Raw genomic sequence first — 12,670 nt, 5'->3', positions numbered from 1 at the left:
GCCAGGGGTACCGCTCAGCGACGGTTAGTTGTGGCAGCGCGAGGTGCAGCCGCTGGTCGGGCAGCCGCCACCGAACGCGGCGCTGGCGGTGGTGATCGCGGTGGTGATGCCGGCGCCGCAGAGGATGCTGGAGGCGGCGGCGCCGGCGGCGAGCTCGCTCGGCTCCACGGCGATCTCGACCAGCTCGTCCTCGGAGATGAAGCCGGTGGTGGCGTCCATGAGGATGTCGCTCATGTCTTCTTCCTTCCTTCTCGGTGTTTCGCCTCGCTTGTGCGGTGCGAAGTCCATGGGCGGCCCGCGCCGGGATGTGGGGGCCGGGCGCGGGCCGCGGGGCCGCCGCGCGGGGGCGGCCGTGGGCGGAGGCCGTCGCGCGCGGCCTCCGGGGGCTTCCAGCGGCTCCGTGCGGCTGCTCGCGGCTTCTAGGCGAGGCGCAGCACGCAGGGGTAGGCGCCGGGGTCGAGGTGCCGGAGCACCGACCAGGCGAATCCGGCCCGGCCGACCAGCAGGCTGGTGGTGTAGGCGTACTTGGTGTCGGCCCGCTCCTCGTAGCGCTCGACGACCTCGGCGAACAGGCGCGGGTAGAGGTCGCCGGGGAGGCGCCCGCCGAACAGGCCGGGCAGGGCGCGCTCGGCCATGACGGCGATCTCCGCCGAGGCCAGGTCGCCGTGGCAGTAGGTCGGGTTGTTGCCGAAGCCGCGTTCCAGCGTGAGCCAGGCGAGCCGCTCCAGCTGTGCCCGGGGGATCGTGCCGGGGGCGTGCTCCTCCGCCGTGAGCGCGCCCAGCAGCATGCCGGGGGCGCCGTGGCACCAGGCGTACGAGCGGTCCGTTCCGCCCCAGACGCGCGGCCAGTCGCGGTCGTCCGCGTCGTAGGCGTCGAGGACGGAGGCGAGGATGCCGAGCCCCAGGTCGCGCCCGTCCGCGTCGTCGAAGGCCGCCGCGTACGCGAGCAGGACCGGGGCGATTCCCATCGCGCCGTGGGCGTAGCCGGTGTAGGGGGTGACCCTGCCGTGCTCGGCGATGTCCTGCCGCAGGGCCGCGGCCTCCACGGCGGCGACGGTGCGTGCCGCTTCCTCGGCGAGCTTCCTGTCGGCGTCGTCCTTCGCGTCCCGGTGCAGGACCAGGCAGACGGCGAGGGTGCCGGCCATGCCGCTCACGAAGTCGCAGCCGGCGTCCGGTGCGGCGCGCCGCGCGAGTTCGCGGGCCAGCTCTCCGGCCGTCATCACGCCCGTGGTGCCCAGCAGCCGCCGGGCCGTCGTGATCGCGTAGGCGGTGCCGGCCAGGCCGGTCATGCCGCCCACGGAGATCCTCGGCCCCTCCAGCGCGCCGCGCCGGATCTGGTCCTCCAGCGGGCCGAGGACGCGCATGGCGGCGTCGGCGTACGTGCGGTCGCCGGTTTCGCGCGCGAGGCCGGCGAGGAGGAGGGCGAGACCGGGGCTGCCGCCGTAGAGGTCGTAGCCGAGCGTGCCCGGGCTCCACTGGCTCTGCTCGGACGTCATGACCTGCGGCGCGATCCACGTGGCGGGATGGCCTTCGTCCCCGCTCGGGACCATGGTGGCGACCAGCTCGTCGCCGATGCGGGCGGCCTCGCGGAGGAGGCGGTCCCGGGGCACCTCCGCGGGCGCCTCGCCGGCGGGCCGGAGGGGAGCGAAGCCGGTCGTCTCCTCGTCCACGGGGAGCTTGTTGACGAAGGCGAGATCGACCATGAGCAGCTCCCGGTCGATCACTTCCGGGCTCAGCGTGGTGATGCGCGTCCGGATCGTCTCCAGGGGCGGCTCGTCGAACGCCTCGGTGCGGACGACCTTCTGCCCGCCCGGCGCGTCGCCCCGGGCGAACAGGGCGGTGGAGCGCGGCGCGTACGAGAAGTAGGGCACGTCCCAGGCGCCGAGCTGTCGCGCCTCCTCGTCGGCCAGTTCGTGGGCGTCGCCCGTGCGCAGCACCACCCGGTTCAGGATCGCCGCCCTGACGAGCGGGTCGCCCAGGGCCTTGGGGTGGGTGGCCATCCGCAGGAGCTGCGCGTAGAACATCGTGGGCTGGTTGACGTGCCGGAACCACGCGTCGCCGAGGCAGGTGTCGATCGCCTCCAGCACCGCACCGGAATGGCTGCGCGCGTATTCCAGGATCCGGCGGAACTCGGCCTTGATGATGTCGCGCTGGACCGGCACGGGCACGTCGGCGGCCCCGAACACGGAGAGGTTCGCGTTGACGGCCGCCGTCCTGCCCTCGGCCAGTTCGGTGAACATGTCGTCGCGCCCGTGGTTGCGCACCAGCAGCGTCCGGTAGGGGATCTCCTGGCCCTGGTCGTAGCCGATGGCGCCGATGTCGAGTCCCCGGTCGGAGTCGCTCGACTTCACGACCATCGGCAGGATGCCGATGCCCGCGACCGATTCGGTGATCGCCCGGGCGGCCTCGCGCGCCGCGGACCGGTCGCCGCCGGCGGGCGTCGTCTTCAGGCGCGGCGTCAGCAGCGTCTCGGTGTCGACGACGACCGGACCCTCCGCACACGTGACGACGTTCTCGTAGTGGATGTCCACGGCCTTGAGGAGGTAGAGGAGCCCGGCGAGCCGGCCTATGTGAGCGAAGTACTCCTCGGCCGGGCCGGCGAACTTCTCGGTGCGCACGTACTCGACGAAGCCGCCGTCCCCGGTGGGCACCGCGCTGATCGTGCGCAGGCCCGTGCCCATGTGCGCGTTGGCCCAGGCGACGAAGGCGTTGTAGCCGACCTCGGCCTCGATCGGGTGCGGCTTGTACAGGACCCTGCTGTCGCCCCCGGAGCCGGAGAGCAGGATCCGGGCAGTGGACTTGCCGCCGTTGTGGGTGTCTCCCGCCCCCATCGCGACCGCGGTGATCCGGGGGCGCGGTCCCACCCCCGGGATGCGTTCGGTGAGGAGTTGGTGGTGACGCTCGACTTCACCGATCAGGTGCAGCAGGTAGTCCTCGGACCCGCGCACGCGCGCCCGCACGGCACGGAAGACCTGGGGATGCCGTTGCAGCAACTCGGCGTGCCCGGCGGGACTGTTGGTCCATGCACGGAAGCTCCGGTAGCGCTCCTCCGGCGTGTCGCCGGAGAGGAGTCCGCCGGCCCGGCGCCGGTGGAGCTCGTCCAGGAGCGTGCGCAGCATGAGGGAGGAGACGGCCTCGGCCTGGCCGTGGACGAAGTCGTGGACGATGGTGTTGCCGGGCGCCACGGCCGGCGAGGCCGCCACCGCGCCTTCCGCCCGGTCCGCCCAGGAGCGGACGAAGTGGCTGAAGTAGTCGAGGAACCGGCCCTCGCGGTCGAGCGCGGGGTCGTAGGGCGCGGGCTGTGCGACGTGCACCTCCGCCTCCGCCGCTGCCTCGGCTGCTGCCGCATCGCCAGTGCGCTCCGCCTCGGCGATGAGTTTGTCGTGCAGGCGGTCCCACAGCTCTCCGGCCGCGAGTTCGGGGAGATAGGTGTTGAGGGTTGCCGCCGCTGCGCTTGAATTTGCTGCACGCGTCATGAGAGTTCCGGTTCCACGGGAGGCCGGGGTGCCGGACGTTGTGCGTCCGGCACCCGGTCGAATCAGTGCTGGCAGTTCTTTTGGCACTCGGCGGTGACGGTGCACAGCCTGCCGTTGTTGCCGAGCGCCCAGCTGGCGACGGTGTAGGCCACGGTCTCAAAGATGGTGCCCGCGCTCATGCCGTCGAGGTTCTGCTCGGCGATCTCTTCGAGGATGTCAACGTTGGGGTTCTGCATGTCTGCCCGACCCTTTCTCAGTGGAGCTGTGGAGAGGTATCTCCCTTGCATTCACAGCTTCTTACGAGGTCAGGCGGCGGCACCATTGTCGGTGGCGACAATATGCACCGGACGTGTCCGGCAGCCATGGTTGTGCGCATGGGACGCAAGGCATAGCTGCAGCCTTGAGTCGAGCCGGAGTTTGGCGGAAATGCTGGTGAGGTGGGCACGTACGGTCCGCTCGCTGACGAAGAGCGCATCCGCCATTGCCTGGTTGGAACTCCCGTGGGACAGAAGCCTGAATACTTCAAGTTCCCGAGAGGTCAGGTGCTCGACGCGGGGGAGGGCATCCGCCCATGCCTCGAACGAAACTTCCTTGACTGAACAGCCCATCTTTTGCTTCCCACTTATACCCGCATGAGCACGCTGCACAGGTGCTCTCGCGCATGTCCCTGCGGCCCGGACGGGTCGAATTCCGGGCACGGTCGAACGTCGCGCGAGGCAAGCTCCGCGATCAGGCACTCACAGGGGTAAGCCGTTTTACGACGATGATGACGATGACGTTGATGAAAGACGGTGAATGGCGGTGAAAATGGGCAGGGCCGACCTGCCCGGTCCGCTACGGCGCGGTTCCTGCGCCGCTTTCTCGTCCCGATGTGTGCTCTGCTGCCGTCGGACGGTCGAGGTCTCCCGCACCTGACGCCCTAGTGGCGTCGAGAAGTTCGCTGCGGTGATACGGCAGGGCAACGGAAATGCATGCACGCTGCGTCATGCTCATGGGAATCCCCCTTTCCCTTGGGCGCCGGTGGTCAGTCGGCGCAGAGCGACATTACCAAGTCAAGATCGCGGGCCGCTGAGTGTCATATGTGATCTATATCGCAGGATGTGCGGGAACCGGTGGTAATTTGCACCGGTTGGGCAATGTTGCGGGCGGTTGGATAATTGCTTGCGGAGACCATTTACCGAGCGTCGTCCGGCCGGGGCAGCTGGCCGGAACCCGTCCGCTCCGGCCGCCGTGGGACGGGGAGGTGTGGGGCAAGATGGGCCTATGGGGACCTTCGCTGCGCACGATGGTCTGATCGCCGGCCGGTACCGCCTGTCGGGGCGGATAGGGCGCGGCGGCATGGGCACCGTATGGCGTGCCACCGACGAGCTGCTGGAGCGGCAAGTCGCCGTCAAAGAGCTCCATATGGACGAGAGTGACGGCGATGACGGAACCTGTCCTGCCGGCCTCTCCGACTGTGACCGCACGCTCCGTGAGGCGCGCGCGGCCGCGCTCATCAGCCACCCGAACGTCGTCGCGCTCCACGACATCGTCGTGCAGGACGGCCGGCCCTGGATCGTGATGGAGCTCGTGGACGGGCGCGCCCTGTCCGAAGTGCTGGCCGCCGAGGGGCCGGTGGGCCCGCGCGAGACCGCGCGGATCGCGATCGCCCTGCTCTCCGCCCTGCGCGCCGCGCACGTCCGCGGCGTCCTGCACCGCGACATCAAGCCACCGAACGTCCTGCTGGAGACGGCGACCGGCCGCGTCGTCCTCACCGACTTCGGCGTCGCCCAGGTCCGCGGGGCGACGACGATCACCGAGACGGGCGCGTTCGTCGGCTCGCCGGAGTACACGGCGCCGGAGCGCATGTCGGGCGGTTCCGCCGGGCCCGCGTCCGACCTGTGGTCCCTGGGGGTGCTGATGTGTGCGGCGCTGAGTGGAGTGACCCCTTTCCGCCGCGACTCGCTGGGTGGCATCCTGCACGCGGTCGTCCACGACGAGATACGCCCGCCCGCCGCCGCGGCGCCCCTCCTGCCCGTCGTCCAGGGGCTGCTGGAGCGCGACCCCGCGCGGCGGATGGGCGCCGACGAAGCGGAGCGGCTGTTACGGGGTTACCTGGCCTCCGGAAGGGCCGGTGGCGGCTCGGGCGCAGGCCCCGCCCCGTACCCGCCGGGCGGGCCCCCGTACGGCTCTCCGTACAGTCCCCGCGGCCGCACCGTCCTCATGGCCGCCGTCGCCGTCGTCACCCTCGCCGGCACCGGTGCCGGCCTCGCCGTCCTGCTGACCGAGCGCGGTACGGAGGGCAACCGCCCCGCGCACGTGTCCAGCGGGCCCCTCGTCCGCTCGCCGGGCCCGCCCGTCACCCGCGAACCCCCGGCCAGCGCCCCCGTACGCGCCCCGGAGGGCTATCACGCGGTGCAGGACCCGGCCGGGTTCGCGCTCGCCGTGCCGGACGGCTTCACCCGCTCCTTCGAGCCCCCGCGCGTCTTCTACTACGCGCCGGACCGGCAGACCCGCCTCGCCGTCGTCATCCAGGATCCCCAGCCCGGCGGCGCCGCGGCCGCCCTGCGCGCCTCCGCCGCCGCGGCCCCCGAGCGCTATCCGGGCTACCGCTCCGCCACCCTCCGCGAGACCGCGCACAAGGGATACCCGGGCGCCTCCTGGGAGTTCACCTGGGACGGCCCCGAAGCCGGGGCGGGCGGGGCGCTGCGGACGTACGACATCTGCTGGGACGAGGGCGGCAAGATGTACGAGATGTGGGTCGCGGGCCCGGCGGGGAAAGCGGCGCGGACGAAGCGGCACTTCGACGTCCTCCTGGAGACGTTCGTACGGATCCGGCCGGTATCAAGCCCTTAGTTCCGTAGACCCGTAAGAGGATGGTTTGCCCTTCCGAAGTGCGCCTGCCCGCGTCCCCTTGGTAATGATGGGGCCATGATGAACGACGGGGGACAGCCGAACCGGCCCGAGAGAGCCGGCGAGCCCACCAGCTACGACCTCCAGCCGCCGGCCCGGGCCGGCGCAACGGCCACCGCGGCCCCGCCGGCTCCGGCGGGCCCGCCCGCCGCCCCCGCGGCCGAGCCCGGCGCCGGCCGCCGCGTCGGCAACCGCTACCGGCTGATCTCCCGCCTCGGCCACGGCGGCATGGGCACCGTCTGGAAGGCCCACGACGAGGTCGTCGACCGCGACGTCGCGGTCAAGGAGCCGCGCGTGCCGGACCACCTCCCCGCGTCCGTGCGGGAGAACGTCCACCAGCGCATGCAGCGCGAGGCCCGCGCCGCGGCCCGCGTCGCCCACCCCTCGGTCGTCGCCGTCCACGACGTCGTCGTCGAGGACGGGCGCCCCTGGATCGTCATGGAGCTCGTCCGCGGCCACTCGCTCGGCGACCGGCTGTCCGACGGCACCCTCGACCCGCGCGAGGCCGCCCGCATCGGCCTGGCCGTCCTCGACGCGCTCGGCGCCGCCCACGAGGCCGGCGTCCTGCACCGCGACGTCAAGCCGGACAACGTGCTCCTCGGCCGCGGCGGCCGCGTCGTCCTCACCGACTTCGGCATCGCGAAGATCGAGGGCGAGCAGGGCCTCACGGAGACGGGCGCGTTCGTCGGCTCGCCCGAGTTCGTCGCGCCCGAGCGCGTCCTGGGGCAGCGGCCGGGCCCCGAGTCCGACCTGTGGTCCCTGGGCGTCGTGCTGTACGCGGCGGTGGAGGGCGTCTCCCCGTTCCGCCGCTCCAACACCCAGGCCACCATGCAGGCCATCCTGTCGGCGGAGCCGCAGACGCCGTCCCGCGGCGCCGGCGTCCTCGGCGCGCTCGTCATGCGGATGCTCCACAAGAACCCGGCGGCACGGCCCGGCGCGGACGAGATCCGCCGGACGCTGGAGGCCGTCGCCCTGCCGGTGCCGGCGCAGCAGCCGGCCGTCAGCGCGTCGCGCACGCAGACCACCGGCAGCAAGTGGGTCCCGCCCGTCCTGCACGGCAACCGCAAGGCGCAGTGGGGGCTCGGGGCCGGCGTCGTCGCCGTGGCGACGGCCGCGGCGCTGCTGATCGTCAACCCGTTCGCCGTCGGGCCGGCGATCCCGCTGCACTGGAAGGTGCGGGACGAGCCGGAGATCGTACGGGCGTCGATGGCGGTGCCCGAGGACTACACGAAGTCGGTCGACACCAACGGCAACTGGGTCTACTTCCAGGACCCCAGCGGCGTCTTCGGGATCTCCCTGGACCTGGACACCGCCGAAGGCCGGAAGAAGAACGTGGGGGACAGGGAGCCGAAGAGCATCGCCTCCGCCGAGGAGGAGGTCAAGAGGATCGCCCGGGTGTACACGGAGGACTCGGCGACCAAGCGCCGGGACGCCAAGGCGACCACGGTCAAGACGTCCCCGTACCAGGGCATGCAGACGGCGGAGGTCGACACCGTCTACCACCGGAACGGCTCCAATGAGGGCGATCCCATGGTCCTCACGCGCTCGTGGGTCGTCGTCAACGACGCGAAGACCGCCATGTGGCTGCTGGAAGTGCGGATGCCCGAGAAGGGCGAGGGCCGCAAGAACGGCGACAAGCTCTTCGACGACGTCCTCAAGTACCTCAAGATCCAGGATTCGAAGATCCAGGATCAGTAATTACCCACGGGTATTCAAGCGGACCGAGTCCGTCATACGCTCCCCCGTATGACGGACTCGGCACACACCGCACCCGTGGCAGCAGCACCCGCACCAGCGGCGGCAGCGCACCCGCCCGCCGGCGGCAACCCCGTTGCCCCGCCCGGCAGTCGCACGCCGGCCGATGTCGTCACTCCCGCCCTCGTCGCCCGCCTCACCCGCCCCGTCGTGGGCTCCGGCGCCACCGTCAGCCGCACGCCCCTCACCGGACTGCGGCTCGCCGAACTGCCCGAGTCCACCCCTGAGGACGTGGCCACCGCCTTCGCGCGCGCCCGCGAGGCGCAGCAGCACTGGGCGAGCGTGCCCGTGAGCGCGCGCGCCGCCGTCCTGCTGCGCTTCCACGACCTGCTCCTCGACCGGCAGTCCGAGGCCCTCGACCTCATCCAGGCGGAGACCGGCAAGGCCCGCCTGCACGCCCACGAGGAAGTGCAGGCCGTGGCCGTCGGCGCCCGCCACTACGGGCGCAGGGGGCCCGCCTACCTGCGCCCGAAGGGGCACGCCGGCGTTCTCCCCGTCCTGACCAAGGTCACCGAACTGCGCCACCCGCGCGGCGTCGTCGGCCAGATCGCCCCCTGGAACTACCCGCTGGAACTGTCCGTGGGCGACGCCCTGCCCGCGTTCGTGGCCGGCAACGCCGTCGTGATGAAGCCCGACACCGGGACGGCCCTGACCGCCCTGTGGGCGCGCGAGCTGCTGGTCGAGGCGGGGCTGCCGGAGGAGCTCTGGCAGGTCGTGATCGGCGACGGCCCGGTCGTCGGCCCGGCCCTCGTCGCGCACGCCGACTACGTGTCCTTCACCGGCTCCACGCGCACCGGCCGCGAGGTCGCCCAGGGAGCCGCGGCCCGCCTGATCGGCTCCTCGCTCGAACTCGGCGGCAAGAACGCCATGCTCGTCCTCCACGACGCCGACGTCGAGAAGGCCGCCGCGGGCGCCGTCCGCGGCTGCTTCTCGTCCGCCGGCCAGCTGTGCATCTCCATCGAGCGGCTGTACGTGCACGAGTCCGTCGCCGACGCGTTCCTGGAGCGCTTCACCGTCCGCGCGAAGGCGCTGCGGCTCGGCACGGGCCTCGCCTACGGCGCCGACATGGGCTCCCTCGCCTCGCAGCGCCAGCTGGACGCCGTGGTCCGGCACGTCGAGGACGCCGTCGCGCAGGGCGCCACCGTCCTCGCGGGCGGCCGCCCGCGGCCCGACGTCGGCCCGTACTTCTACGAGCCGACGGTCCTCGACGGCGTGAAGCCGTCGATGGCCGTGTGCGGCGAGGAGACCTTCGGGCCCGTCGTCTCCGTCTACCGCTTCCGGGACGAGGACGAAGCCGTCGCCCTCGCGAACGCCACCCCGTACGGCCTCAACGCGAGCGTCTGGACGGCGGACGGGCGCCGCGGCCGGGCGGTCGCGGCGCGGCTCCGCACCGGCACCGTCAACGTCAACGAGGCCTACGCGGCCGCGTACGGCAGCGCGCGGGCCCCCATGGGCGGCATGGGCGAGTCCGGGCTGGGCCGCCGCCACGGCTCCGAGGGCATCCTCAAGTACACCGAGGCCCAGACGGTCGCCCACCAGCGCGTCGTACCGCTCGCCCCGGCCTTCGGGCTGGACGACGCGAAGTACGCGCAGGCCATGACCCAGGGCCTGCGGCTGCTGAAGGCGCTGCGCCTGCGCTGACCGGGCGGGCGCGTACCAGCCGGCCCCGCTCGTGCCCGTACGACCCGGAGGAACGGAGAGCAGTGTTCGACTACGACGTGATCGTCGTCGGCTCGGGCTTCGGCGGCGCGGTCTCCGCGCTGCGCCTGACCGAGAAGGGCTACCGCGTGGGCGTCCTGGAGGCGGGCCGCCGCTTCACCCGCGAGAACCTGCCCAGGAACTCGTGGGACCTGCGCAACTACCTGTGGGCGCCCGCGCTCGGCCTCTACGGCATCCAGCGCATCCACCTCCTCGGCAACGTGATGGTCCTTGCGGGCGCGGGGGTCGGCGGCGGCTCCCTCAACTACGCCAACACCCTCTACGTGCCGCCGAAGGCCTTCTTCCAGGACCGGCAGTGGGCCGGCATCACCGACTGGGAGGAGGAGCTGAGGCCGTACTACGACCAGGCGAGCCGCATGCTCGGCGTCCGCCTCAACCCCACGACGACGCCCTCCGACGTCCACCTGAAGGCGGCGGCGGAGCGCCTGGGCGTGGGGGAGACCTTCCGCAAGGCGCCGGTCGGGGTGTTCTTCGGGGACGGCGAGGACGCCGCCGGCACGCACCGGGCGGCGCCCGGCGAGGAGAGCGCCGACCCGTACTTCGGCGGCGCCGGGCCCGCCCGCCGGGCCTGCACCGAGTGTGGCGAGTGCATGACCGGCTGCCGGCACGGGGCGAAGAACACCCTCAACGAGAACTACCTGTACCTCGCCGAGCGGGCGGGCGCCGTGGTCCACCCCATGACCACGGTCGTCGCGGTGAGCGAGCACCGGGAGGGCGGCTACCGCGTCGTGACCGTCCCGACCGACAAGCGGCGCGGCTCCGCAGCCGCCCGGCCGCGGGTGCTGCGCGCCGAGCGGGTGGTGATCGCTGCCGGCACGTACGGCACCCAGACGCTGCTGCACACCATGAAGGACAAGGGCCTGCTGCCCCGCATCCCGGCCGGGCTGGGCCGGCTGACCCGTACGAACTCCGAGGCCCTGGTGGGCGCGCAGACCGACGACCGCCGCTACGGCAAGGCGCACGGCGGCGCCCGCCCGGACTTCACGCGGGGCGTGGCCATCACCTCCTCCGCCCACCTGGACGACCACACGCACATCGAGCCCGTCCGCTACGGCAAGGGGTCGAACGCGATGGGCATGCTGTCCGTCCTGCAGGTGCCGGTGGGGACGCGGGCGCCGCGGGCCGTCGCCTTCGCGGCGCGCTGCGTACGGCACCCGGTGCACCTGCTGCGATCGCTCTCCAACCGGCGCTGGTCCGAGCGGACGATCATCGGTCTCGTGATGCAGTCGCTCGACAACTCCCTGACCACGTACCGGCGCGGGCGCGGCCCGGGCAAGGGACTGCTCACCGCCGAGCAGGGGCACGGGGCGCCCAACCCCAAGCAGATCCCCGCGGCGGCGATGGCCGCGGACATCCTCGCCGAGGAGATCAACGGCTTCCCCGGCAGCAACGTGGGCGAGCTGATGGGCACCCCGCTCACCGCGCACTTCCTCGGCGGCTGCCCGATCGGCGCGGACGCCTCGCAGGGCGTCATCGACCCGTACCACCGGCTGTACGGGCACCCCGGGATCTCGGTCGTGGACGGCGCGGCCGTCTCCGCGAACCTCGGCGTCAATCCGTCGCTCACCATCACGGCACAGGCGGAACGGGCCATGGCCTTCTGGCCGAACAAGGGCGAGCCCGACCCGCGTCCGGAGCAGGGGCGGGCGTACGAACGGGTCGAGGCGGTCGCGCCGGTGCGCCCGGCGGTTCCCGAAGGGGCCTACGGGGAGCTGAAGTTGAATGCGGATCCGGTGGGGCTGCCGGTGCGGCCGCTCCCGGAGGGGCGGCCGCTGCTCCGGCTGCTGCCGGTGAACCCGCCGGAGGGGCGGCCGAACGGGCGCGGGTGCGCGTCCTCTTGAGACGGCGAAGGGCCCCGGGCCGCCTCCGCGGGGGCGTGCGGGCGGCCTCGGGGCCCTTGACTGCCGGCACCGAGGTCAGGGCAGGTCGGTGCCGCGGAGCGGCGCCGGGGGGAGCGCCGCTGGTCCTGGGTGGTGCGCGGGTGGTGCGGGGGCGTACTGCCTCACTGGTTCGACCAATGGCGGTGCGGGACCAGGAGGTTGGTGCTCTCTTGGCATCGTGGAGGATGGGCCGGACTCGGCGCAACCGTTTCGACCGGATACGGTCGGTTCCAGGCGTCCCCGGAACCGACCGTCCTTGGTGGCAACCGGGCTGCTGTCCCCTGCTGACCGGTCGCCGTGCACCGGAGTGAGGTCCCACGACGCGCGCACTCGCACGTCTCACACTCCGGTGGATCCGCCCTGTCGGTGCCGGGCGCCCAGGTGAACAGGGGCGGAAGCCACGCGTGGATTTCAGGTGGGCCGCTCCTGGCTGGCGCGGGCATCCGGCTCAACGAAGCGGGCCGCCGTACGGTCACGCGCCGTCCGGGTGACGTGACGGCCCGGTCCTCCGAACCCGCATGCGGCACCTGCACAGATGCGGGTCTTTGCGGGGCGTTCGTCAGACGCGGCCGCGGCACAGCTCCAGCAGTGTCATGGCGAGCGTGGTGCCGGGCTTGCCGAGCTGGCCGCTGTAGTGGCCGATGATCTCCATTTCGCGGGAGAGGTTCACCCGGCGCCCTCCGGAGGCGATGCGCTCCTGCTGGATCACGGCCGAGACGGCCATCCGTTCCTGGATGAGCCCGATGATCCTGCCGTCGAGATCGTCGATCCGCTGCCGGGCGCCGGTGATCACGCCGGCGGCCTCGGCGGTGCGGGCGCCGGTCTCGGCGGGGGCGGTGCGGGTGCCCGGGGTGCTGCTGCTCACAGTGCTGGTGCTCATGTCTGATCCTCCAAAAAGGGGCGGCGGCCCCCCGGAGCGGCACGGCCCGGGAAAAGCGACAGGCGCCC

At 72.5% G+C, this 12,670-nt stretch carries 9 protein-coding genes; 4 read left to right on the top strand and 5 right to left on the bottom strand.

The genetic code is table 11. The features are described 5' to 3' along the window. Window positions 1-24 precede the first annotated feature (24 nt). The 4 genes from ACOTKD_RS15930 to ACOTKD_RS15915 form a co-directional block, all read right to left on the bottom strand. Entirely contained in the window at window positions 25-234 is a 210-nt protein-coding gene (locus tag ACOTKD_RS15930) for a hypothetical protein (protein ID WP_424889595.1), read from the bottom strand. 185 nt (window positions 235-419) lie between these two features. Continuing rightward, entirely contained in the window at window positions 420-3,476 is a 3,057-nt protein-coding gene (gene lanM, locus ACOTKD_RS15925) for a type 2 lanthipeptide synthetase LanM (protein ID WP_424889594.1), read from the bottom strand. A gap of 62 nt (window positions 3,477-3,538) precedes the next feature. Next, window positions 3,539-3,763 carry a plantaricin C family lantibiotic gene (locus tag ACOTKD_RS15920; RefSeq protein WP_424889593.1) on the bottom strand — a complete coding sequence of 75 codons (225 nt, stop codon included), beginning with the start codon at window positions 3,761-3,763 and terminating at the stop codon, window positions 3,539-3,541. A gap of 18 nt (window positions 3,764-3,781) precedes the next feature. After that, entirely contained in the window at window positions 3,782-4,084 is a 303-nt protein-coding gene (locus ACOTKD_RS15915) for a response regulator transcription factor (protein ID WP_424889592.1), read from the bottom strand. A 655-nt stretch (window positions 4,085-4,739) separates the two neighbouring features. Here ACOTKD_RS15915 and ACOTKD_RS15910 point away from each other — a divergent pair. The 4 genes from ACOTKD_RS15910 to ACOTKD_RS15895 all read left to right on the top strand — a co-directional run bounded on the left by ACOTKD_RS15910 (window position 4,740) and on the right by ACOTKD_RS15895 (window position 11,683). Then, window positions 4,740-6,311, top strand: coding sequence for a serine/threonine-protein kinase (locus tag ACOTKD_RS15910; RefSeq protein ID WP_424889591.1), 1,572 nt, complete (start codon window positions 4,740-4,742; stop codon window positions 6,309-6,311). Window positions 6,312-6,386: 75 nt separating this feature from the next. After that, complete coding sequence (locus tag ACOTKD_RS15905; RefSeq protein WP_424889590.1) at window positions 6,387-8,066, top strand: serine/threonine-protein kinase; 1,680 nt, start codon at window positions 6,387-6,389, stop codon at window positions 8,064-8,066. A gap of 48 nt (window positions 8,067-8,114) precedes the next feature. After that, window positions 8,115-9,764, top strand: a complete 1,650-nt coding sequence (locus ACOTKD_RS15900) for a succinic semialdehyde dehydrogenase (protein ID WP_424889589.1) — start codon at window positions 8,115-8,117, stop codon at window positions 9,762-9,764. Further along, a complete protein-coding gene (locus tag ACOTKD_RS15895) occupies window positions 9,761-11,683 on the top strand; it encodes a GMC oxidoreductase (protein WP_424889840.1) in 1,923 nt (640 codons plus the stop codon). The genes ACOTKD_RS15900 and ACOTKD_RS15895 overlap by 4 nt, the downstream gene beginning before the upstream one ends. Before the next feature lie 598 nt (window positions 11,684-12,281). On the opposite strand, the gene ACOTKD_RS15890 is transcribed toward ACOTKD_RS15895, so the two are convergent. After that, on the bottom strand, window positions 12,282-12,602 hold the full coding sequence (locus ACOTKD_RS15890; protein ID WP_424889588.1) for a chorismate mutase: 321 nt from the start codon (window positions 12,600-12,602) through the stop codon (window positions 12,282-12,284). Window positions 12,603-12,670: the final 68 nt, after the last annotated feature.

This window comes from Streptomyces sp. XH2, from assembly GCF_049725035.1.
GTDB lineage: Bacteria > Actinomycetota > Actinomycetes > Streptomycetales > Streptomycetaceae > Streptomyces > Streptomyces roseoverticillatus.
Note: the sequence above shows the minus strand (reverse complement) of the source record. Positions and strands in the feature narration are given on the sequence as shown.

Coding starts and splice junctions, on each gene's coding strand:
- ACOTKD_RS15930 (WP_424889595.1), bottom strand. CDS start 234: ATGAGCGACATCCTCATGGACGCCACCACCGGCTTCATCTCCGAGGAC.
- lanM (WP_424889594.1), bottom strand. CDS start 3,476: ATGACGCGTGCAGCAAATTCAAGCGCAGCGGCGGCAACCCTCAACACC.
- ACOTKD_RS15920 (WP_424889593.1), bottom strand. CDS start 3,763: ATGCAAGGGAGATACCTCTCCACAGCTCCACTGAGAAAGGGTCGGGCA.
- ACOTKD_RS15915 (WP_424889592.1), bottom strand. CDS start 4,084: ATGGGCTGTTCAGTCAAGGAAGTTTCGTTCGAGGCATGGGCGGATGCC.
- ACOTKD_RS15910 (WP_424889591.1), top strand. CDS start 4,740: ATGGGGACCTTCGCTGCGCACGATGGTCTGATCGCCGGCCGGTACCGC.
- ACOTKD_RS15905 (WP_424889590.1), top strand. CDS start 6,387: ATGATGAACGACGGGGGACAGCCGAACCGGCCCGAGAGAGCCGGCGAG.
- ACOTKD_RS15900 (WP_424889589.1), top strand. CDS start 8,115: ATGACGGACTCGGCACACACCGCACCCGTGGCAGCAGCACCCGCACCA.
- ACOTKD_RS15890 (WP_424889588.1), bottom strand. CDS start 12,602: ATGAGCACCAGCACTGTGAGCAGCAGCACCCCGGGCACCCGCACCGCC.